A 20872-nucleotide genomic window follows, 5' to 3' on the forward strand; every position below is an offset into this window, starting at 1 on the left:
TACATGACGAGCTCCAATCCGCGGCCCGGTGGCCGCGCGCCGCTGCCGCAGCAAGCCAACCCGAGCTGGATGGGGCAGGTCCCGGATCAGCACTACCGGCCGGCACCGGCGAACTTCGCTGGCCAGCTCCAGGCCGCCCTGCCTCCCGCCGTCCCGGCCCCGCGCGGTGGCCGGCGTTCCACCGGTGCGGGAGGGCTGGTGGCGGGCGGAGGCGTGCTTGGGTTCTTCAGCCTTTTCTCGGTCCTGCCGTTCGTCCTGGGCAACACCGGTATCGCAGGCTTCGTTATTGGTTTCGTCGCTTCGCTGCTGCCGCTGGCCGCGGTCCTGCTTGCCGTGCGCGTAATCGACCGCTGGGAGCCTGAGCCCAAGAGCCTGCTGCTCTTCGCCTTCGTCTGGGGCGCGGTGGTGTCCATCTCGGTCACCCTACTGATCCAGCCGTACTTTTCGCTCGCCGCGGGTCCCGTGTCCGGACTGGACTACCGGACCTTCGCTGTCACCGTGCAGGCGCCGGTAGTCGAGGAGTTCGCCAAATCGCTGGGCCTGCTGCTGCTCCTGCTCTTCGCGCGCCGGCACTTCGACGGACCGGTCGACGGCGTGGTGTTCGCCTTCACGATCGCCGGCGGCTTCGCCTTCACCGAAAACATCCTGTACTTCGGCCGGGCCATCGCGGAATCTTCGGATCCCGGCACGGATCTTGCGGTGGTGTTCTTCCTGCGCGGCGTCATGTCACCCTTTGCCCACGCCATCTTCACCGGAACCACCGGACTCATTCTCGGCCTGGCCGCCCGGCGCTGGCATAACGGGCTGTCCGTGGTGGCGTTCGCCGTCGGGCTGATTCCTGCGATGCTGCTTCACAGCGGCTGGAACAGCATGGGACAGGACTTCCTGGCGCAGTACATCGTGGTCCAAATTCCGATTTTCCTGCTGGCGGTCCTGGTCATCGTGCTGCTGAGGGTCGCGGAACGCCGGCTGACCCGCCAGCGGCTCAAGGAGTACGCGGCGGCCGGATGGTTCACGGCCGCGGAGGTGGAAATGGTATCCACGCCTGCGGGCCGGCGTGCGGCCCTGCGCTGGGCCCGTTCCATTGGCCGGGGACCGCAGATGAAAGCCTTCCTGCATACCGCGACGCAACTGGCCTTCACCCGGCAGCGGATCCTCAGCGGCCGGGACGTCCCCGCCCACCAGCTCGATGAGCAGCACCTGCTCTCCGACGTCGTCGGCCTGCGCGCCGCCGTCGTCCACTAACCCAAGCGTCCGGGCGCGGGCAAGCCAATACTGCTGTCAGCGAGCTGCAAGCTCCCGCAACAACGCAAAGCCGTGCCGGTCCACGGCCTGCGAGGACGCAGTCAGCAGCACGACGCCGGCACCTGCCTCCCGGTCCAGGCCAATCCAGCTCCGGAATCCGCCGGTGGCACCGTTGTGCCAGGTGATTTGACGTCCGTTGACCTCCAGGGTGATCCACGCGGCGCCGATACGGGCCGCGGGACCGGCGAACGCCGCCACCGGGTCCAGGGCAGTCAGTCCGGGGGCCGAGCCGTCCAGGAGCGCCCGGGTGAGCCGGGCCATGTCGCGGATGGATGCGCGGATGCCCCCGGCGGGGCCCAGCGCCTCCCCCGTCCAGGGTTCCTTCGCGCGCCCGGACCGGCTGCTGCCGGTCAGGGCTTCCGGGCCCAGTTCGCCGGCGGTTGCGGGCAGGTAGACCGAGTCGAGGGACAGCGGCGCGCAGAGGCGCGCGGCGACGAGGTCCCGGTAGCTCAACCCGGCGCCGGCGGCAATGGCGTGACCGAGGAGCTCGAAGCCCAGGTTGGAGTACCGCGGGCGGGGTGATTGCAGCCGGACCGCGCGTGCCTGCTCGAGGAGCTCCGGAAGGCTCTCCCCGTACGGGTTTGTCCCGTGCAGGTAAAACGAAACGCTGCGCCGCAGCCGCGAGGGTGCGCCCGGAAGACCCGGGGGGAGCCTCGGAAGTCCGGAGCAGTGCCGGCTCACGGGTTCCAGTTTGAGCTCCGCGACCGCGCAACCGGCCAGCGGCAACAACTCCCCCAGGGTTGTGTCAGGACCGATCTCGCCCCGCGCGGACGCGTCCGCATACAGCAGGCCGGTCAGCGCCTTAGAGATGGAGCCAAGTTCGAAGTCGGCGTCCGGGGAGACCCCGTGGACGCCGATCTTAATTGCGTCGACGGTCACTGCGGCGCCCGCAAACCGGGAAGCCCGCGGCCCCAACCGGGCCCTGAGCGTCGCAGCCAGCACTGGATCGGTCATCACGGGACCACAATAACCGCCCGGAGCTGCCTGCTGCAGGACGACGCGGACATAAAGAAACCCCGTCCGGGCTGAGCCGAACGGGGTTCCTTGTGAGCGTGTCAGCGGGTGTCAGGCGAGCAGCGAAGGCTTCAGCTGCTGCAGGCGGCCCAGCAGGCCGTTGATGAACTGCGGCGACTCGTCGGTGGAGAGGGTCTTGGCCAGGGCCACGGCCTCGCTCACGGCGACGCCGTCGGGGACGTCGTCGTTGTAGAGCAATTCCCAGGTGCCGATCCGCAGGATGATGCGGTCCACCGAGGGCATCCGCTCCAAGGTCCAGCCCTGTGAATAGGTTTCGAGGAACTCGTCGATCGTCGGCTGATAAGAGACCACGCCCTCGACGATTTCGAGGGTGTACGGATTGACGATCTGGTCCGTCTGTTCGCGACGGGACTTCAGCACGTCGAACGCCGAGACCGAGCGCTGCTCGGCCTCGAAGAGTACGTCCAGGGCCCGGTTGCGGGCCTTACCGCGGGCGCTCACTAGTCGTTGACCCGGCCGAGGTAGCTGCCGTCGCGGGTGTCGACCTTGACCTTGGTGTTGTTCTCGACGAACAAGGGCACCTGGATCTCGTAGCCGGTTTCGAGTGTGGCGGGCTTGGTGCCGGCCGAGGAGCGGTCACCCTGCAGGCCGGGCTCCGTGTAGGTGATCTCAAGCACGACGCTCGGGGGAAGCTCGATGTACAGCGGGTTGCCTTCGTGGATGGCGATGTTGACCATCTGGTTCTCGAGCATGAAGTTGGTGGCGTCGCCAACGGTGGCGCCCGGAACGGTCAGCTGGTCGAAGTCCGTGGTGTCCATGAACACGAAGTCGGCGCCGTCCTGGTACAGGTACTGGTAGTCGCGGCGGTCAACCGTGGCGGTCTCGATCTTGAGTCCGGCGTTGAAGGTCTTGTCGACCACCTTGCCGGACATCACGTTGCGCATCTTGGTGCGCACGAATGCGCCACCCTTGCCGGGCTTGACGTGCTGGAACTCGATGATGTTCCAGAGCTGGCCCTCGAGCTTAAGGACGGTGCCGTTCTTGATGTCGTTAGTGGTTGCCACTGTATCCTCTGGTTTCGTTTCGAACTGGTTCTGGCTGCCAGCTGCTATGTCGGGCAGGCATGCCATGCGGCCCGCCAGCGCGTAGTTTTCAAAAATCCAAGAACCATTCTACCGGTTCCAGTGGGCCACCGCCGGACGGGGAGTCCGACGGCGCCCGGCGCAGCGCCTCAGGAGGCGAGATCCAGCACGTCCCGGGCCCGTTGCAGGGCCACGGTGGAGGCGTAGATCAGTGCCGCGTCGGCGGAACCGGCCACGCGGAGATCCAGCGCTGTCGCGAAGGACTCCACGGCCGCGGCGATGTTGCCAGCGGCGAAGTAGGAACGGCCGAGCTGCTGACGGATGACGGCTTCATCCGGCGTACCCCGGGTTTCCGCCAGCAGCTGCCGGAACAGGTCAACGGCGCGGTCAGAACGGTGCGAGACCCGCAGCACGTCAGCCTCGAAGATACGCAGCCGGAGTGAATCCGGGTCCTTGTACCGGGCCTCGGCCAGCAGCTCCGCTGCCTCACCGGCGTGCCCCTGGACGAGGCGTACGAAGATCAGGTCCGCTGGATCCGCGGAGGCCGACAGCGCGGCGGCGCAGGCTTCCTCATTGACGATCTCCGGCATCAGGCTGACTGGATTGACCCTGATCCCAGCGAACCCGCCGTCGGGCCATTCGCTGGTACCGACCCTGAGGCCGTTCATCAAGAGGCGATCTCCTGGTAGGCGGCGAACAGCAGCGAAGTGTCCGGGACGTCGAGGATACCGGGACGGGCGACGCCGTCGAGCACCACGAAACGCAAAAGGTCACCGCGCGACTTCTTGTCCCGCCGCATGCCGTCCAACAGCGCCTGCCAGCGGTCCCGGCGGTAGGTGATGGGAAGCCCGAGGCTTTCCAGGATGCTCCGGTGCCGGTCGGCGTCGGCGTCGCTGAGACGGCCCACGCTGCGGGCCAGCTCCGCGGCGAACATCATGCCGACGGAGACGGCGGCGCCGTGCCGCCAGGAGTAGCGTTCAACCAGTTCGATCGCGTGGCCCAGAGTATGGCCGTAGTTGAGGATCTCACGCTCGCCCGCCTCCTTGAGGTCCGCCGACACGACCCTGGCTTTGACCGAGATGGCGCGCTCGATAAGTTCCCGGACGGCGTCCGAGCGGGGATCGGAAACCGCGGCAGGGTCCCGTTCAATCAGATCGAGGATGGCGGGGTCGGCGATGAAGCCGCACTTAATGACCTCGGCCATGCCGGAGATCATCTCGTTCTTCGGCAACGTATCCAAGGTGTCCAGATCCGCCAGGACCCCTGCAGGCGGGTGGAAAGAACCGACGAGGTTCTTTCCCTCGGCCGTATTGATCCCTGTTTTTCCGCCCACCGCGGCGTCAACCATGGCCAGCAGGCTGGTGGGCATGTGGATCACCTTGACGCCGCGAAGCCAGGTGGCCGCCACGAATCCGGCCAGGTCGGTGACGGCTCCGCCACCGACGGCGACGACGGCGTCGGAGCGGGTGAAATCGTTCTGTCCCAGCACCTGCCAGCAGAAGGATGCCACCTCGATGTGCTTGCCTTCTTCGGCGTCCGGAATTTCGGCAGTCAGCGCGGTGAAGCCGGCGGCGGCCAGCTCCTCCCGGACGGTGTCCCCGGTGAGCCGCAGCGCGCGGGGGTGGACGACAAGGACCCGTTTGACGCGCTCTCCCAGCAGGGCCGGAAGCCCGGCCAGGAGGCCGCGGCCCACCACGACGTCGTAATTTTCGCCGGGCGTCAGGCCGGTGACCTTGATGACGGTTGATTCGGTAATCACTTTTCAACTTCCTTTGTCGCCGCCGGCGTGGATCCAGCCGCGGTTTTCGCCGTGACGGACCCACCCAGCGCATCTTCCAGCCGGTGGGCGAGGTCCGGAACGGATCCGCTCCGGACGTCGAATACTAAATCGGCCAGCCGCTCGTAGACGGGCCGGCGGGTGGCGAACAGTGCCTTCCATCGTTCCATGGCGTCACCCGCCAGCAGTGGCCGCCCGGAGTTCCTGGCAATGCGTTCCGCCACCGTGTCCGCGTCGCATTCGAGGTACACCACGGTGCACTGCTCCAGCAGCTGCTGCGTCCCGGAATCCAGCACGGCTCCGCCGCCCAGGGAGATCACTGTGCTCGTTAGCTGTGCGTCCTCGATTGCCTGGGCCACGGCCCGGGCCTCGAGTTCGCGGAAGGCGTGCTCGCCCCGGCAGGCGAAGATTTCCGCGATAGTTCCATGGGACGCGACAATCGCGACGTCGGTGTCCACGAACTCCGCCCCCAGCTGCTGGGCGAGCTGCCGGCCGATGGCCGACTTACCCACGGCCATCGGTCCGATCAGGGCGATCGGGCGGAAAGCGGCATTGTTTCCGGCCGACACTACTGGCCGATCGAGTCCAGGGCCGCCGGAATGCTGTCCAGGTAACCCTTGATGTTGCGGGCGGTTTCCTCAACCGAGTCGCCGCCGAACTTTTCCGTGACGGCTTCGGCCAGGACGAGGGCCACCATGGCTTCCGCCACGACACCGGCGGCCGGGACCGCGCACACGTCGGAGCGCTGGTGGTGGGCCTTGGCGGCCTCCCCCGTGCTGACGTCAACGGTCCGGAGGGCACGCGGCACGGTGGCAATCGGCTTCATGGCCGCACGGACGCGCAGCACATCGCCGATGCTCATGCCGCCTTCGATGCCGCCGGCCCGGTTGCTGGTGCGGATGATCCTGCCGTCCGCGTCCTTGACGATCTCGTCGTGGGCGGCCGAGCCGCGGCGGGAGGCGGTGAGGAAACCGTCGCCGACCTCAACGCCCTTGATGGCCTGAATCCCCATCAGGGCAGCCGCCAGCCGTGAATCGAGGCGGCGGTCCCAGTGGACGTAGCTGCCCAGTCCGGGCGGGAGGCCGTAGGCGAGCACCTCGACCACGCCGCCAAGGGTTTCGCCTTCCTTGTGTGCGACGTCAACCTCGGCCACCATGGCGTCGGAGGTTTCGCGGTCAAAGCAGCGCAAGGGGTCGGCGTCGAGGGCCAGCACGTTGGCCGGTACCGGCAGCGGCCGGCCTTCCGGCACGGCGGTGCTGGCGATTGAGACCGTGTGGGAGACCAGTTCGATGCCGAGCTGCTTGAGGAAGGCCGACGCCACGGTGCCGAGGGCCACCCGGGTGGCGGTTTCGCGGGCGCTGGCGCGCTCCAACACAGGACGTGCCTCGTCGAAGCCGTATTTCTGCATACCGGTGAAGTCGGCGTGACCCGGCCGCGGCCGGGTCAGGGGCGCGTTGCGTGCCTGGTCAGCGAGGATTTCCGGGGCCACGGGATCCGCAGACATGATCTGCTCCCACTTGGGCCATTCGGTATTGCCGACCTGGATGGCGACCGGGCCGCCCTGGGTGATGCCGTGGCGGACGCCGCCGAGGATCGTCACCACGTCCTGCTCAAATTTCATCCGCGCACCGCGGCCGTAGCCGAGCCGGCGGCGGGCCAGCGAATCGGCGATCTGGGCGCTGGTGAGTTCAACACCGGCGGGCACGCCTTCAATAATTCCGACCAAGGCCGGACCATGGGATTCTCCGGCAGTCAACCAACGCAACATAATTTCCATCCTGCCATGTAAGGTCCTCAGAACACCCGTCGGGGTGCCCCTACTGCGTCACACATCACATCTATGACTTCCTCCGGTACGGCGGCGCCGAGCCGGGTGAAGTGGCGTACCTGTTCCACCGCCTGGTAGATCAGCATTTCAAGTCCGGGAACCACCGTGCCGCCGGCATCCTGCCAGGCCGCGGCGATCACGCTGGGCCAGGGATCGTAGGCCACATCCAGGAGCACGCCGGGACGGCTGCGGGCGGTTGCGGCGGTGCGATCGCTCTCAAATGCCTGCTGCAACTCCGCTGCCAGGGTATCCGCCGCGCGGGGCGGCAGCGTGGAAATGACGACGTCGGCGGCGGCCACTGCCGCGGCGGCTCCGGCGATGGACCGCACCCGGATGGGCAGCCCGACGGCGGCTGAGGCGGCCCGCGCTTCGGCGGCGCGGCCGACATCACGCACAAAGACGTCCGCGCCGGGGGCGCCTAGTTCCCGAAGGGCCGCGATGGCTGCCGCAGCGGTCCCGCCGCCGCCGAGGATGGCGGCCGTCGGGGCGGTCGCGGCGCCCGCGTGACGCAGGGCGTTGACAATGCCGGCGACGTCCGTGTTGTAGCCGACGAGGCGGGTGGACCCGGCGGTGTCCCCGCCAGGGTGGCCGCCGGTGGCCGCCGGTTCGAAGGCCACCGTGTTGATGACGCCGAGTGCGCGGGCAACGCCGCGGACCTCGTCCACTTCCGCGACCATTGCGGTTTTCAGCGGCATCGTGACGGACAGGCCGCACCAGCCTTTCCCGTGCCGGGATTCCTCCCGGACCCGCGCCATGAGGGCCGGCAGCTCCTCCTCGGTCACGTCGATCGCCGAATAGCTGATTTCGACACCGAGATGGTCATACGCGGCCCGGTGCAGTGCCGGTGACTTCGAATGGCTGATGGGGTGCCCAAGCACGGCGGCCCGCAGCGTCATACGCAGCGTCCGGCGTTGGACTCACACCAGGCGTTGTACTGCTGCACGTAGCCGTTGTGTTCCGCCAGGGTCTTCGAGAACTTGGTCTCCTTGGTGTCCAGGTTGATGGTCACCCAGTAGAGGTAATCGTTGGACTTGGGCTTCGCTGCGGCATCGATGGCTGTCTTGCCGGGCGAGCCGATGGGTCCAGCGGGCAGGCCGGTGTTCGCGTAGGTGTTGTACGGATTGGAGGCATCGGCCTTCTGCGCCTCGTCGATATGGAAACTCCGGATTCCCAGGCCGTAGGTCACCGTTGCATCGGACTGGATCAGCCCGTTGGTTTCGGTGTTGCCGGGCTTGAGCCGGTTGTAGATCGCGCCGGCCACGTCGCCGTATTCGGCCTGTCCGCCTTCAGCCTGGACAATGCTGGCGACCGTGACGACGTCGTACTGTTTGGCCGGGTCCGTGATGCCCTGGGCCTTGAGCTCGTCCAGGGTGGTGGACGCGAGTTTCTCCAGGATGTCCTTGGCCGGGGTGCCGAGCGGGAAGCGGTACTCCCCCGGGGCGAGGAAGCCCTCAAGGTTCTTGGACTTGGAGGGAACGCCGAACTGGGCCGGGGAGTCGCTCAAGCCCTTCAACTCGGCCACCGGAATCCCGGTGCCCTCGGAAATCGCCTGCAACGACTCTCCGATCCGAAGGCCTGCGTTGAGGGCGAAGTACATGACTTTGCCCTTGTCCTTGTTCAGTAGCACGGCTACGGCGTCCGCATTCTTCATTTCGGTGCGCATGCTGAAGTCGCCAGGGCTCAGCGCCCCGCCGGAGGCCGCGAATTCTTTTAGGAAAGAGTCGGCGTTGGCTACGACCTTCTTGTTCTGCAGTTCCGCGGCAACGGATTTGGGTCCCGCACCGGAGGGAACCGTAATGGTCACCTCGCCGGTCCCCGGTCCGGGGTAGTCGGCCACCGTGTCGCCGCCGAGCAAGGGCTTGATGAACTGGGCGACCACAACGATGGCGGCCACGAACACTGCCAGGGTCAGCACCAGAGCCAGGAAACGGCGCCGGCGGCGGACTTTTTGGAAAGTCCCTTGCCGCTGCGCTTGGCGGAAGCTCCGGCCAATACTTCGTGTCCGGCTTCCGCGTCGGAATAATCAGGGTAGCGGTCAGAGTCATCGCCATAGGGATCGTCTGAATCGTGAGGGTGGGCCTCATAGCCGGAGTAGTCCGCACCAGGGTGGGCTGCGTAGCCGGGCTGAAGTCCCGTCTCGTAGTGCGGTCCGGACCCGGGGATGACGCTACCGGCGTACTCGCGCGGGGCATGCCGAAACGCTGCGTCCTCGGGCGCGCTGTCCCTGGCCGCGCTGTCCGCTGGGACGGTCTCCTGGGACTCAGTGTCCTCGTGCACGGTCGGCCGGGCCGCAGGGGGTTGGGGCGCGTGGACGGGCGGCGCGGCTTCAGCGGGCGCGGGCGCGGGAGCGGGCGCGGCATCAGCGGGCGCGGGCGCGGGCGCCGTCGGGCTGTCCTGCCCGGTTTCGAACGCCTGCGGCGGGATGACCTCGTGGCCCTGGGTCATCAGCGACTTTTCCCGGGCCCTAATCTCTTTGCGCGTCAGCGGTCGGCCGGAGGCGCCGAACGCGTCTCCTGGGGAGTCGTCACTGTTGACCGGGCTCACTGTAGCCTTCCGTTTTCTGCAGATTGCGTGTGTACGTCCGGGCCGGCAGAAGCGCCGTTCCCGGTTGGCCCCGGAGCGGTTTCCGCGTAAACGCGGCTTCCGATCTCCGTTCCCCTGGCCTTTTGCATATCGATCGCATGTTGCAGGATACCTGCGGCCGCAACCTGATCAACTACTTTACGGTGATTCCGGCTGCTCATGCCAGCTTCGTGCAGGTTGCGGTGTGCGGTGACCGTGCTCAACCGCTCGTCGACCAGACGTACCGGGACCTCGGATCCGAGGTCCCTGAGGGCAGTTGCCAGCAGCTGCGCGTAGTCCGTGGCCATCCGCGCCGAAGCGTGCTCTTCGCCTTTCATCGTCCGCGGAAGGCCCACGAAGATCTCGACGGCATGGAGCTCTTCGGCCAGCGCCGCGAGGATCCGGACGTCGGTGTTTTTCTTCGCGTTCCGGTCCAGCGTGCGCAATGGTGTGGCCAGGATGCCGTCTCGGTCACAGACCGCCACGCCCACCCGGACGGTGCCGACGTCCACCCCCAGTTTCACGCCCCGGGGGTAGCCGTCGGGCACAGCAGCTTCGTTCACGTGTCGTCCGTTATCGCCGGGTAATGGCATCCACGACGGCGGCCAGTGCCGCGCCGACCTGGGCGGCGTCCGTGCCGCCGCCCTGGGCGACATCGTCCTTGCCGCCGCCGCCGCCGCCGAGGATTCCGGCGGCGAGCCGCACCAGCGCGCCGGCCTTGACCCCTGCGGCGCGGGCAGCTTCGTTCGTGGCGATCAGGATGACCGGGCGCTCATTGCTGACACCGGCCACCGCGACGGCGGCGGGTTCGGAGCCGAGGCGGGTCCGGAGGTCGAGGGCCAGACCGCGCAGGTCGTCCGCGCCGCTGACCTGGCCGGCGTCGTGTGCGATGACCTTGACTCCGGCCGCATCCTTCGCGGTGCCGACAAGCTGTGCGGCGGCAGCGGTGAGCTGTTCCCTGCGCAGACGCTCAAGTTCCTTTTCGGCGGTCTTGAGCTTGGTCAGCGTGGTGGCGATCCGGTCCGCGAGCAGCCCGGACGGAACCTTGAGCATCTCCGTCAGCTCCGTGACGAGGGCGCGTTCCGCGGCAAGGTGCCGGAAGGCGTCCATGCCCACGAAGGCCTCGACACGGCGGTTTCCTGAACCGACGGACTGCTCCCCCAGCAGTGACAGGCTGCCGATCAGCGAGGTGTTCTCGACGTGCGTGCCGCCGCAGAGCTCCCGGGACCATGCGCCGTCGATCTCCACGACACGGACCTCGTTGCCGTAGTTCTCGCCGAAGAGTGCCATGGCGCCGAGTGCCTTCGCCTCGGCCAGGCCCATAACCTTCGTTTCGACGCGGTAGTTGTTGCGGATGGCGAGGTTGGAAACTTCCTCGATCTCGGACCGCGTGGCGGCGCTGAGGCCCTCGCCCCAGGCAAAGTCGAAGCGCAGGTAGCCGGCCTTGTTGAAGGACCCGCGTTGCAGCGCTTCCGGGCCGAGAATTTGGTGCAGGGCCGCGTGCACGATGTGCGTCCCGGTGTGGGCCTGCTCGGCGGCGTGCCGGCGTTCCCGGTCCACGGCCGCCTGGACGAGCGAGTCGGCACCGATTTCGCCTTCGCGGACGATTGCCTTGTGCACGCTCAGGCCCTTGATCGGGCGCTGCACGTCCAGAACCTCGACGACGAAGCCGTCGCCGGTGATCAGCCCGGTGTCGGCCGCCTGGCCGCCGGCCTCGGCGTAAAACGGGGTCTCGGCGAGGACCAGTTCGATTTCATCGCCCGTGGCGGCCTGGGCCACCTTCTGGCCGCCGGACAGGATGCCGCGGACTTTGGATTCGCCGTTGAGTTCGGTGTAACCCGTGAACACGGTTTCGCCGGCGGACAGCAGCTCCTGGAAGGCGCTGAGGTCCGCATGGGAACCCTTCTTGCCTTTGGCGTCGGCCTGCGCGCGCTGGCGCTGTTCGAGCATGAGTTTGCGGAACTCGGGCTCGTCCACCTTCAGCCCGGCCTCCTCGGCCATTTCCAGCGTGAGGTCGATCGGAAAGCCGTAGGTGTCGTGCAGGGCGAACGCGTCGGCTCCGGAGAGCGGGCGGCCGGCGGTCTTGGACTCCTGGACGGCGTCTTCCAGCCGGGCCGTGCCGGAGGCGATGGTGCGCAGGAATGCCTTCTCTTCGGCATAGGCGATCCGGCTGATGCGGTCGAAGTCGGTCTCCACGATCGGGTAGACGCCCTTCATGGCGTCCCGGGAAGCCGGCAGCAGTTCGGGCAGGCACGCCTTTTCGACGCCGAGCAGGCGCATGGAGCGGACGGCCCGGCGGATGAGGCGGCGCAGCACGTATCCGCGGCCCTCGTTGGAGGGGGTGACGCCGTCGGCGATCAGCATCAGGGCGGAGCGGATGTGGTCGGCGACGACCCGCATGCGGACGTCGTCGGTGTGGTGCGGGTCCTCGGCGGATTCGGCGGAGGTGTATTCCCGGCCGGAGAGTGCCGCGGCCCGGTCGATCACGGGACGGACCTGGTCTGTCTCGTACATGTTCTCGACGCCCTGCAGGATCATCGCGAGGCGTTCCATGCCGAGGCCGGTGTCGATGTTCTTTTTGGGCAGTTCGCCGGTGATGTCGAAGTCCACCTTGGAGCGGACGTTGTCGATCTGGTACTGCATGAACACGAGGTTCCAAATTTCGACGTAACGGTTCTCGTCCGCGATCGGGCCGCCTTCGACGCCGTACGCCGGGCCGCGGTCGAAGTAGATCTCGGAGCAGGGGCCGGCGGGACCGGGCTGGCCGGTGGACCAGTAGTTGTCCGCCTTGCCCATCCGCTGGATCCGCTCGGCCGGCATGCCGGTGTTCGTGAGCCAGAGTTGCTCGGCCTCGTCGTCCTCTTCGTAGACGGTGACCCACAGGAGTTCCGGCGGCAGTCCGTAGCCGCCGTCGTCAACGCTGGAGGTGAGCAGTTCCCAGGCGTACTTGATGGCGTCTTCCTTGAAGTAGTCGCCGAAGGAGAAGTTGCCGCACATTTGGAAAAAGGTTCCATGGCGGGCGGTCTTGCCGACTTCCTCGATGTCGCCGGTGCGGATGCACTTCTGCACGCTGGTTGCCCGCTTGTACGGGGCTTCCTCGCGAGCTGTCAGGTACGGGATGAACGGCACCATGCCGGCCACCGTGAACAGCAACGAGGGGTCGCTGGAGACCAGGGAGGCGGAGGGGACCGGCGTGTGCCCTTTGCTGACAAAAAAGTCGATCCAGCGCTTGGTGATCTCCTGCGACTTCATGAGCTGATTACTTACCCTTCAATATTCACTGAGTTATTCACTGCGTGCATCGTCCACGCGTGTACTCCGCGGGACAATGTGGTTCCGGTCGGCGGACCGGCCTGGCCGGCCTGACGGGCGCGGCCCTTTACTAATTCTCTCCCGGCTAGCGCCGGACTGCATCCCGGCCGGCGACGGCGGTATCGGCGTCAGCGTCAATCCCTAAGGCAGCGCGGAGTTCGGTTTCCCGCTCCTGCATGCCCTCCCGGACGGCGTCCGCGAAGTCGAACAGGCCGTCGGCGAGCCGGCCAACGGCCCGGTTCAGGCCCTCGGGGCCCAGATTGGACTGCGCCTCGGTGACCTTGCGAAAGGCGATGACGCCGATGGCGACGCCGATTCCCATCCAGATGATTCTGTTCATGTCAGTGTCTCCAGCGGGACTAGCGGCTGCGGCGGCCGGTGGTGGGCTTCTTGCGGGCGGTGAAGGCGGAGCGCACACCGTAGCTGAACGCGGCAACCTTGATCAGCGGTGAGCCCACGGTGGCGGCCACGAGGGAGGACAGCGCGGAGATGTTGGCCGAGGCGTCCGAGACATTGTTCGCGATCCCGTCCACTTTCTTCAGCTGCTCGTTCGTCGTGGAGACGGTGGCGGTGACTTCGTCCATGAGCGGGGTGGCGCCGTCGCTGATCGAGCGGATGGAAGAGCGGACTTCGTCGAAGACTCCCCCGAGCTTCAGAATTGGCACGGCGAGCAGCAGGACCAGCAGTGCAAACACTCCGGCCGCGATCAGGCCGGCAATATCGCCACCAGTCATAGTCGTTCATCTCCTTGTTGCGTCGTATTCCTGCGGCCTGCTCCGACTGGCACAGCCGGCAACCGCAGAACTCCCCCAAGTACCTTACATACAAAGAAGCCCGCGGCGCTTGCCACGGGCTTCTTCGTAAGGTGTTGCGTTGAATCTAGCGTGCGTAGAATTCCACGACGAGCTGCTCTTCGCAGGTCACGGGGATCTCGGAACGCTTGGGGCGACGCACGAGGCGGGCCTGCAGGGCGTCAAGCTTGACGTCCAGGTAAGCCGGAACGATCGGCAGGACGTCGCGGTGAGCGCCGGCTGCTGCAACCTGGAACGGGGGCATCGGCTCGCTGCGGCTGTGCACGTGGACCAGCTGGCCCTCGGAGACGCGGAAAGACGGGCGGTCAACGCGGATGCCGTCAACCAGGATGTGGCGGTGCACAACCAGCTGGCGGGCCTGGGCGATGGTGCGGGCGAAGCCGGCACGCAGCACGAGGGCGTCGAGACGCATCTCGAGCAGTTCGATCAGGTTTTCGCCGGTCAGGCCCTTGGTGCGGCGGGCTTCTTCGAAGGCGCGGGTCATCTGGGCTTCGCGGATGCCGTACTGGGCGCGCAGACGCTGCTTTTCGCGCAGACGTACGGCGTAGTCGGAGTCCTGCTTCTTGCGGGCACGGCCATGCTCACCGGGGCCGTACGGGCGGCGCTCCATGTACTTGGCGGCCTTGGGGGTCAGAGCGATGCCGAGTGCACGCGAAAGGCGTGCGGTACGGCGAGCACGAGTGTTGTTAGCCACTTGTGTCCTTCCAATATCTGCGGTGTGTCAGTGTTACTGGCCTCCACGATGGAGAGCATCGGCCAACCGCTGCCTTTTGCTACTGGGCGCCGGGCACCAGCCCACCGGAAAATCAAGCAGACAGCAGAAAATGCTGAATACCGGTGGATTGTGCGTCCGTGCCTTGCCAGACAACGAACAAGCCTACCATGGTGGGACCGGCGGGCCGGCCGTCAGATCCTCGCGTGCAGGCCCCGGCTGCCGCGCCGTCCGAACGAGGCCGCACCCAGGAATTCCACGGCTACGAACGAGTCGGACCCCACGACCCATTCGTCATGGCCCGGCGGGATCGCGTAGGTGTCGTTGGCCTGGATGGTGGACCGCAGGCCTTCCATGGTCTCCACTTCCATCACCCCGGAAAGGCAGAATCCGAGATGGTGGTGCTGGCACTGGTCGGTCTCCTCGAACGGCTTCATGCACTCAGACCAGCGCCAGCCCGGGCCCAGGATTAGACGCGCCACGGAGTAATCGTTCACGGTGACCAGGTCAAATTCGGCCTTGTTGTTCGGACAACGCTTCTTGTCCGGAACGTCAAAGGACTTGATGGCCATAGCTGTGACGAAATTGACTGACATGGGACACGACCTGAGAACGGGACGACCTGGGAATGGGACGTTTGGAGACCAGACGCTGGAGACCGGGCACGTGCAGCAGATCATGCTGACGTATTTCAACGTTAGACCTCACGGACCGGAAGTCAACGGGCAGTTGCGCCCGGCTACTGGCCGCGGATGATTTTCCGCAGCCGCTCCAGCCGGGTGGAGATGTCCCGCTCCGCGCCGTTGGCGGTCGGTTCGTAGTAGTTGCGGCCCACGAGGTCGTCCGGCGGGTACTGCTGGGTGGCCACCGAGTGCGGCGCGTCATGGGCGTATTTGTAGCCCTTTCCGTGGCCCAACTGCTTGGAGCCCGGGTAATGGGCGTCCCGGAGGTGCGCGGGGATGCCGTTGCCCAGCCCTGCCCGGACGTCGGCGACCGCCTGGTTGAGGCCCATATAAGCGGCGTTGGACTTGGGCGCCGTGGCCAGGTGGACCACCGCTTCGGCCAGGACGATCCGGCCCTCGGGCATCCCGATCAGCTGCACGGCCTGGGCCGCGGCGACGGCGGTCTGCAGTGCCGTGGGGTCGGCCATGCCGACATCCTCGGCTGCGGAGATGACGATCCGCCGCGCAACGAACCGCGGGTCTTCCCCCGCCTCCAGCATCCGCGCGAGGTAGTGGAGGGCGGCGTCGACGTCGGAGCCCCGGATGGACTTGATGAAGGCGCTGGCGACGTCGTAGTGCTGGTCACCTGCACGGTCGTAGCGGACGGACGCGACGTCGAGCGCCCGCTCGGTGTGCTTCAGTTCGATTTTGACCGGAGCGGGTCCGGCGGTTCCGGCGGCGGCGTCGCTATCGACTGCGCGAATGTCGTCCGCGTCGCCGAACGCGACCCCGGCGGCCGCTTCCAGCGCGGTCAGCGCCCGGCGGGCGTCCCCGCCGGAAAGCCGGACGAGGTGGGCCAGGGCCTCCTCGCTGAGTTCGACCTTCCCGCCAAGCCCCCGGGCATCCGCGGTGGCCCGCAGCAGCAGCCCCTCGACATCCGCGTCGGTGAGTGGTTTCAGGGTCAGCAGCAGGGACCGGGACAGCAGCGGGGAGACGACGGAGAAGGAGGGGTTTTCGGTGGTTGCAGCCACCAGCACCACCCAGCGGTTTTCGACGCCGGGCAGCAAGGCGTCCTGCTGGGCCTTGTTGAAGCGGTGGATCTCGTCGAGGAACAGCACGGTGGTGGTTTTGAAGAGGTCGCGGGCGGTCAGGGCCTCGTCCATGACGCGGCGGACGTCCTTGACGCCGGCGGTGATCGCGGAGAGCTCCACGAACTTCCGTCCCGGGCCCTTGGCGATCACGTGGGCGAGCGTCGTCTTGCCCGTGCCGGGAGGCCCCCAGAGGATCAGCGAGCTCGGGCCGGCGGGGCCGGTCGCGTCCGTTCCGGCCGCCAGCTGGCGCAGCGGTGACCCCTGGCCGAGAAGATGCTGCTGACCCACCACGTCGTCCAGCGTCCGTGGCCGCATCCGGACCGCCAGCGGGCTGCGGGGCGAGGAGGGACCGCCGCCCGGAGGCCGGACGTCCGCGGACTCTTCGGCGTCGTCGTCGTTTCCACCGGCGTTGTCCTGCCCTGCGCCAAAGAGATCATCCACATAGATAGGCTACTTCTAGTTCCCGCCCGCCCCGACACCTACCCAACGGAGCCCCTTCCCATGGCCACCCCCGAAATCCGCCAGGCGTTCGTTTCCGGTGACCGGCTGTCCGGCTGGGTGGAGCGCTTCGCCGCGAGCCACGGCGCCGTGGCCGAAGAGGAGCTCGACGGCGGGCTGCAGCTGCGCGCCGCCGACGGGGCGGTGGCGCTGCTCCAGCCGCCGTGGCCGGTGGACGGGCGGCCCGGGCGCGGCAGTGATGCGGTGTCCCGGCTGGCCTCCCTGGCCGGTCAGCCGAGGCTGATCGGTGCCGTGCTGGTCCGCCGGGGCGGCTACTCGGTGGCCGTGGTCAGCGGCGGGGCGGTGCTCGCCGCCAAGACCGGGACGCGGCACATCCAGTCCCGGACGGCGGCCGGCGGCTGGTCCCAGCAGCGCTTCGCCCGGCGTCGGGCCAACCAGGCCGATGCCCTCGTCGAGGCAGTGGCGGACCATGCCGCGCGGATCTTCGCGGAACAGCGGATCGAGTACCTCGGTCCCGGCGGCGACCAGGCCCTGGCCGAGCTGGTCCTCGCGGAGCCGGTCCTCAAACGGTTCGCCGCCCTCCCGCGGCTGCCGTTCCTGGATGTCCCGGACCCCCGCGCCGCGGTCCTGAAGAAGGCCGCGGCGGACCTGTGCGCGGTGCGGATCCGGGTGACCGACCCGCCGCTGTAGAACCCGCCGTGTAGAACCGGCCGGTGTAGAACCGGCCGCCGCTGCGAACGGCCCGCGCCTGCGGCCCCCGGACTATTCGAAGCGTGTAACGGTCATTGCAGTGTTTCTTTGAATGAGACCGAACGTGGCTGCCACAGCTCCCAGCGCCAGGAGCAGGCTCAGGCCCAGGGCGACGAAGTAGTCGGGCGTCGGCCAGGTTACCCGATAGGTGTCGTCGATGAACGTCACCATTAGCCAGGCAACAAGGAACCCGAGGCCGACTGAGAGCAGCAGAACGGTAAAAAGCGGGACTGCTGCCTCACGGGTGATGATCCGGCGCAGGACGGACACGGGCATCCCCATCAGCCGCATGAGGCCGAGAACTCTTTTCCGGTCCAGGATGGCGGAGGTGGTGGCGACGGCCAGGGACAATCCGGCGATCGCGATTGCGACGAACATGCCGAGATATGCGAGCACGGCCAGGCCCTGAATCAGCCGGGTGGCGGACTGCAGCCTGCTATCCAACGGGGACGTAGCCGGGACGGCCGTGATGCCTGAACCGTTTAAGGCTGTCCGGGCGCGGTCCATGGCCTCGGGGGTCCCGTCGGTGCCGAGCACAATGACGACCGGTACCAGGCCGTCCAGGTTGGCGGCGGGCGCCGGGCTCAGCGCCAGTGGCTGTCTTGTCCAGTAGTGGAGGAACGACGTATCAACGGTGACGATCCCGGTTGCTGGGATGTCCTCGAATCCGAGGCCGGGGGCGTCCGCGGCGCGAAGGTAGATTTCCAGGCCGGCATCCGGTCCGGAGAGGACTGCCGGGCCGTAGCCGACGGTGGCGCTGCTGATTCCGGGCAGTTCCCTGGCCTGGCGGGCGGCCTCCGCAGCCTGGGCGGGAGTGCGTCCGGCGCCCACGGTGGCGTGGAGGCTGGTGGGCTGGAGCAGACCGGGCCGGGCCGGGGGCGCTTCAGTGGACTCGATGATGCTGGATGCTCCGGCGAAGACGGAGACGACGAACACGGCGATCACGAGACCCGATACGGAACGGAAGGTCGCCACCGGGGTTCTTTGGATCCTGCTGGCGGCAATGACTCCCGCCGCGCTCCGTGCCTGGCGCAGACCCATCCGGCTCACCAGGCGGGTTAGCCAGGGGCCGATGACCACGATGCCGACGAGGATCAGCACAAAGCCGACGATGAGGAGCGGTGATTCCAGCCACGGCAGCCGCACTTTCAGGACCCGGATCAGAGCCACGGCCGCAATCATGGCGGCCAGCCCGGCCATCAACGGCACGATCCGCCACGTGGTGGGTGTCTTTTCGTGCATGGCACGCGTCACCCCGAGGGGGCCAATGCCCGCACGGGCCGTGCGGTGCGCGGCAACGAGTGCCGAGGCCGCGACTACGGCGGCGACGACGACGGCGGCCGCCGCCCAGCCGGTGGTCAGATCGGCGGCGAACATCCTGGTGCCGTTGACCGGTATCTGCGCGGCAACCGGCCTCAGCACGATGGCCAGCACAATTCCCAGCGCCGCGCCGATCAGGCTGGGGATGGCGGTTTCGACGGCGGCGATCCGGGAGACCACCCGTGGGGATGCGCCAATGAGGCGCAGGGTCGCGAAGCGTTCCCGGCGCTGGGCAGCGCCCAGGCCGGTGACAATGCTGATCAGCAGCAGAACGGGGAAGAACACCGCAATGGCCCCGATGGACAGCACCGTGTTGTAGGCGGCCGCGCTGCCGCCGTAAGGGTTGGTCGTGAAGTCTGACACCAGGGAAGCTGTCCCGCTCTGGCGGAGTTCGGTTTCCGTGGCTCCCGTGATGACGATCAGGGAATCCGGTCCGGGTAGGGCAGCATCGTCAATCGTGCCGGCAAACGTGCCGAAACGGCCGCCAAGCTGGTCCCACGGCGTTGACTCGATCAGACGCTGCAGCGCCGGGGACGCATAGTACTGGCCCGGCGCCGGAGGGCTGCCGATCCCGGGGATCTGTACCGTGGTGGAGCCCAGCGCCGCGAAGTCGCGGCGGTTGATCAGTTGGTTGCGAAAGATCTCTACCGGGTTGGTCCTCATGAGCACCGTATCCTTGCTCAGTGGCACGGGTGTTGCCGGTCCCGAAGCGGCCGGAACACTTGTTGCCGCCGGAATGGACACCGCGGGGCGCCCGCCTTCGCGCAGCCAGGCACCGCGGTCATCGCGGGCGCTCAGGCCGTTGGCGCCGCCCCACAGCAACATCAACAGGCACACCCCGACGGCGACTCCTCCGGCGATTCCGGCGAGCCGGCCGTACGCGGACCCGCTGCCGACGACCGCCAGTTTCAGCAGCCCGGAATTCACGCCGACACCCGATACCCGGCGCCGATTGCGCCGTCGCGCACTATGACTTCACGGTCCGCATAGGCTGCGGTACGCGCATCGTGGGTGATCATCACCAGCGTCGTGCCGGCTTCCCGCACCAGCTCGAGCATGAGCGTCAGCACGTTCTCTGCCGCGAGCGAATCCAGAGACCCGGTGGGCTCATCGGCGAACAACACCGCAGGGGACGTCACCAGCGCCCGGGCAACAGCGACGCGCTGGGCCTGGCCACCGGACAGGTTGCCCGGCAACCTGGCGCCCAGCCCGTCCAGGCCCAGGCGTTCCAGCAGGTCCGCCGACCGGCGCAGCGCTTCCGGCCGCCTGGTTCCGGCCAGGAGCAGCGGGATGCTGACGTTGTCCACCGCGGTAAGCTCCGGCAGCAGCTGGCCGAACTGAAAGACGAACCCGAAATCGGTCAGCCGCAGCCGGGCCCGTTTCGGCTCCCCGAGGGCACTTAACTCCATCGGGGAATGACCTGCGGGTCGGTACGTCACCGAACCGCCGTCGGGGACCAGAACACCGGCAAGGCAATGCAGCAGCGTGGACTTGCCCGATCCGGAGGGGCCCATGACGGCGAGCACCTCCCCGGCGTGGACGTCGAGGTCGACACCCCGCAATGCCTCGGTCTGGCCGAAGGAGTGGTGCAGGCCGCGGGCGCTGAGGATGGGTGCAGCGGTGTCATTGGTGCTCATGCGCTCTGGAGCTCCTTCTTGAGTTGGGTCAGGCGGGCACCGGTGAGTTCGATCCAGCGCAAGTCGGCTTCAATATGGAAAAGTCCGTGGTCGCACATCAGCACCTGCAGCAGGTCTGCGTCCTTCTTCAGCCGGGTCAGTTCGCGCATGCGGGCCATGTGCTCACTGCGCTGCACGTCGAGCAGCCGCCCCGCGTCGTCGTCAATGAGCAGCGCGACCACTGTCTTCGCGAACAGCTCGCTTTGCAGCGCCTCCGACGGAACATCGGGGGTGAACAGCCACTGACGCACCCGGTCCTGACCGGCCCGGGTGATTTCGTACTTCTTGCGGTCCGGGCCGCCGCCGGCCTCCTCCCCCAGAGCCCGGATCAGTTCATCGCGAATCATCCGGGCCAGCGTGGAATACACCTGCCCAAAGGCCAGCGGCTTCTCGGCGCCGAAGTAGCGGTCATAGGAATGCTTGAGATCGTAGCCGTAGCTCGGCTCCCGGCTCAGCAGCCCTAAGAGGGTGAGCGTGTTATTCATCCCTTATCTATACACTCAGTACCTAGCGGAGTCCAGCCCAATCTGGGGCGATGGCTAACAACGA

At 67.3% G+C, this 20872-nt stretch carries 22 protein-coding genes; 2 read left to right on the forward strand and 20 right to left on the reverse strand.

Annotation, left to right across the window (positions count from 1 at the left end; translation table 11 throughout):
- Positions 1-3: 3 nt before the first annotated feature.
- The gene (locus OM977_RS10555; protein ID WP_264353936.1) at positions 4-1245 is read left to right on the forward strand and encodes a PrsW family intramembrane metalloprotease; all 1242 of its coding nucleotides are present in this window, start codon (positions 4-6) and stop codon (positions 1243-1245) included.
- Between the two features lie 36 nt (positions 1246-1281).
- On the opposite strand, the gene OM977_RS10560 is transcribed toward OM977_RS10555, so the two are convergent.
- From OM977_RS10560 to OM977_RS10635, 17 genes are all read right to left on the reverse strand, one after another.
- Complete coding sequence (locus OM977_RS10560; protein ID WP_264357376.1) at positions 1282-2259, reverse strand: serine hydrolase domain-containing protein; 978 nt, start codon at positions 2257-2259, stop codon at positions 1282-1284.
- 111 nt (positions 2260-2370) lie between these two features.
- The gene (gene nusB, locus OM977_RS10565) at positions 2371-2781 is read right to left on the reverse strand and encodes a transcription antitermination factor NusB (RefSeq protein ID WP_264353937.1); all 411 of its coding nucleotides are present in this window, start codon (positions 2779-2781) and stop codon (positions 2371-2373) included.
- Positions 2781-3344 (reverse strand): elongation factor P, encoded by a 564-nt coding sequence (efp, locus tag OM977_RS10570; protein ID WP_056429593.1) that lies wholly within the window; start codon positions 3342-3344, stop codon positions 2781-2783. The genes nusB and efp overlap by 1 nt, the downstream gene beginning before the upstream one ends.
- 167 nt (positions 3345-3511) lie before the next feature.
- Entirely contained in the window at positions 3512-4030 is a 519-nt protein-coding gene (locus OM977_RS10575; RefSeq protein ID WP_264353938.1) for a tetratricopeptide repeat protein, read from the reverse strand.
- Positions 4030-5121, reverse strand: a complete 1092-nt coding sequence (gene aroB, locus OM977_RS10580) for a 3-dehydroquinate synthase (RefSeq protein WP_264353939.1) — start codon at positions 5119-5121, stop codon at positions 4030-4032. The genes OM977_RS10575 and aroB overlap by 1 nt, the downstream gene beginning before the upstream one ends.
- Positions 5118-5657 (reverse strand): shikimate kinase, encoded by a 540-nt coding sequence (locus OM977_RS10585; protein ID WP_264357377.1) that lies wholly within the window; start codon positions 5655-5657, stop codon positions 5118-5120. The genes aroB and OM977_RS10585 overlap by 4 nt, the downstream gene beginning before the upstream one ends.
- 50 nt (positions 5658-5707) lie before the next feature.
- A complete protein-coding gene (aroC, locus tag OM977_RS10590) occupies positions 5708-6907 on the reverse strand; it encodes a chorismate synthase (protein ID WP_264357378.1) in 1200 nt (399 codons plus the stop codon).
- A gap of 26 nt (positions 6908-6933) precedes the next feature.
- The gene (locus tag OM977_RS10595) at positions 6934-7863 is read right to left on the reverse strand and encodes a shikimate dehydrogenase family protein (protein WP_264353940.1); all 930 of its coding nucleotides are present in this window, start codon (positions 7861-7863) and stop codon (positions 6934-6936) included.
- A complete protein-coding gene (mltG, locus tag OM977_RS19675) occupies positions 7860-8882 on the reverse strand; it encodes an endolytic transglycosylase MltG (protein WP_333473973.1) in 1023 nt (340 codons plus the stop codon). The genes OM977_RS10595 and mltG overlap by 4 nt, the downstream gene beginning before the upstream one ends.
- Positions 8876-9511, reverse strand: a complete 636-nt coding sequence (locus OM977_RS19680; protein ID WP_333473974.1) for a hypothetical protein — start codon at positions 9509-9511, stop codon at positions 8876-8878. The genes mltG and OM977_RS19680 overlap by 7 nt, the downstream gene beginning before the upstream one ends.
- Entirely contained in the window at positions 9508-10092 is a 585-nt protein-coding gene (gene ruvX, locus OM977_RS10605) for a Holliday junction resolvase RuvX (protein ID WP_264353941.1), read from the reverse strand. The genes OM977_RS19680 and ruvX overlap by 4 nt, the downstream gene beginning before the upstream one ends.
- Positions 10093-10102: 10 nt before the next feature.
- Positions 10103-12781 (reverse strand): alanine--tRNA ligase, encoded by a 2679-nt coding sequence (gene alaS, locus OM977_RS10610; protein ID WP_264353942.1) that lies wholly within the window; start codon positions 12779-12781, stop codon positions 10103-10105.
- A 145-nt stretch (positions 12782-12926) separates the two neighbouring features.
- Positions 12927-13181, reverse strand: coding sequence for a DUF6167 family protein (locus tag OM977_RS10615; protein WP_264353943.1), 255 nt, complete (start codon positions 13179-13181; stop codon positions 12927-12929).
- 19 nt (positions 13182-13200) lie between these two features.
- Positions 13201-13575, reverse strand: coding sequence for a DUF948 domain-containing protein (locus OM977_RS10620; protein WP_264353944.1), 375 nt, complete (start codon positions 13573-13575; stop codon positions 13201-13203).
- A 145-nt stretch (positions 13576-13720) separates the two neighbouring features.
- Positions 13721-14347, reverse strand: coding sequence for a 30S ribosomal protein S4 (rpsD, locus tag OM977_RS10625; RefSeq protein ID WP_264353945.1), 627 nt, complete (start codon positions 14345-14347; stop codon positions 13721-13723).
- A gap of 212 nt (positions 14348-14559) precedes the next feature.
- A complete protein-coding gene (locus OM977_RS10630) occupies positions 14560-14961 on the reverse strand; it encodes a cupin (protein ID WP_264353946.1) in 402 nt (133 codons plus the stop codon).
- Positions 14962-15104: 143 nt separating this feature from the next.
- Positions 15105-16559, reverse strand: a complete 1455-nt coding sequence (locus OM977_RS10635) for a replication-associated recombination protein A (protein ID WP_264353947.1) — start codon at positions 16557-16559, stop codon at positions 15105-15107.
- A gap of 60 nt (positions 16560-16619) precedes the next feature.
- On the opposite strand from OM977_RS10635, the gene OM977_RS10640 reads away from it, so the two are divergent.
- Positions 16620-17267, forward strand: coding sequence for an acVLRF1 family peptidyl-tRNA hydrolase (locus OM977_RS10640; RefSeq protein WP_264353948.1), 648 nt, complete (start codon positions 16620-16622; stop codon positions 17265-17267).
- Positions 17268-17339: 72 nt separating this feature from the next.
- On the opposite strand, the gene OM977_RS10645 is transcribed toward OM977_RS10640, so the two are convergent.
- Genes OM977_RS10645 through OM977_RS10655 form a run of 3 tightly spaced genes read right to left on the reverse strand, consistent with a single transcriptional unit; the run spans position 17340 to position 20808 of the window.
- A complete protein-coding gene (locus OM977_RS10645; RefSeq protein ID WP_264353949.1) occupies positions 17340-19574 on the reverse strand; it encodes an FtsX-like permease family protein in 2235 nt (744 codons plus the stop codon).
- On the reverse strand, positions 19571-20284 hold the full coding sequence (locus OM977_RS10650) for an ABC transporter ATP-binding protein (RefSeq protein WP_264353950.1): 714 nt from the start codon (positions 20282-20284) through the stop codon (positions 19571-19573). The genes OM977_RS10645 and OM977_RS10650 overlap by 4 nt, the downstream gene beginning before the upstream one ends.
- On the reverse strand, positions 20281-20808 hold the full coding sequence (locus OM977_RS10655; protein WP_264353951.1) for a PadR family transcriptional regulator: 528 nt from the start codon (positions 20806-20808) through the stop codon (positions 20281-20283). Before OM977_RS10655 ends, OM977_RS10650 begins: the two co-directional genes overlap by 4 nt.
- Positions 20809-20872: the final 64 nt, after the last annotated feature.

The sequence above is a fragment of the Pseudarthrobacter sp. MM222 genome (assembly GCF_947090775.1).
Taxonomy (GTDB): Bacteria; Actinomycetota; Actinomycetes; order Actinomycetales; family Micrococcaceae; genus Arthrobacter.

What these genes read in the sequence shown, in the direction of transcription:
- alaS (WP_264353942.1), bottom strand. Translation starts at nt 12,781, where the DNA reads ATGAAGTCGCAGGAGATCACCAAGCGCTGGATCGACTTTTTTGTCAGC.
- OM977_RS10555 (WP_264353936.1), top strand. Translation starts at nt 4, where the DNA reads ATGACGAGCTCCAATCCGCGGCCCGGTGGCCGCGCGCCGCTGCCGCAG.
- OM977_RS10655 (WP_264353951.1), bottom strand. Translation starts at nt 20,808, where the DNA reads ATGAATAACACGCTCACCCTCTTAGGGCTGCTGAGCCGGGAGCCGAGC.
- OM977_RS10620 (WP_264353944.1), bottom strand. Translation starts at nt 13,575, where the DNA reads ATGACTGGTGGCGATATTGCCGGCCTGATCGCGGCCGGAGTGTTTGCA.
- OM977_RS10575 (WP_264353938.1), bottom strand. Translation starts at nt 4,030, where the DNA reads ATGAACGGCCTCAGGGTCGGTACCAGCGAATGGCCCGACGGCGGGTTC.
- OM977_RS10640 (WP_264353948.1), top strand. Translation starts at nt 16,620, where the DNA reads ATGGCCACCCCCGAAATCCGCCAGGCGTTCGTTTCCGGTGACCGGCTG.
- aroC (WP_264357378.1), bottom strand. Translation starts at nt 6,907, where the DNA reads ATGTTGCGTTGGTTGACTGCCGGAGAATCCCATGGTCCGGCCTTGGTC.
- OM977_RS10595 (WP_264353940.1), bottom strand. Translation starts at nt 7,863, where the DNA reads ATGACGCTGCGGGCCGCCGTGCTTGGGCACCCCATCAGCCATTCGAAG.
- OM977_RS10615 (WP_264353943.1), bottom strand. Translation starts at nt 13,181, where the DNA reads ATGAACAGAATCATCTGGATGGGAATCGGCGTCGCCATCGGCGTCATC.
- OM977_RS10650 (WP_264353950.1), bottom strand. Translation starts at nt 20,284, where the DNA reads ATGAGCACCAATGACACCGCTGCACCCATCCTCAGCGCCCGCGGCCTG.
- OM977_RS10560 (WP_264357376.1), bottom strand. Translation starts at nt 2,259, where the DNA reads ATGACCGATCCAGTGCTGGCTGCGACGCTCAGGGCCCGGTTGGGGCCG.
- OM977_RS10630 (WP_264353946.1), bottom strand. Translation starts at nt 14,961, where the DNA reads ATGTCAGTCAATTTCGTCACAGCTATGGCCATCAAGTCCTTTGACGTT.
- OM977_RS10585 (WP_264357377.1), bottom strand. Translation starts at nt 5,657, where the DNA reads ATGGCCGTGGGTAAGTCGGCCATCGGCCGGCAGCTCGCCCAGCAGCTG.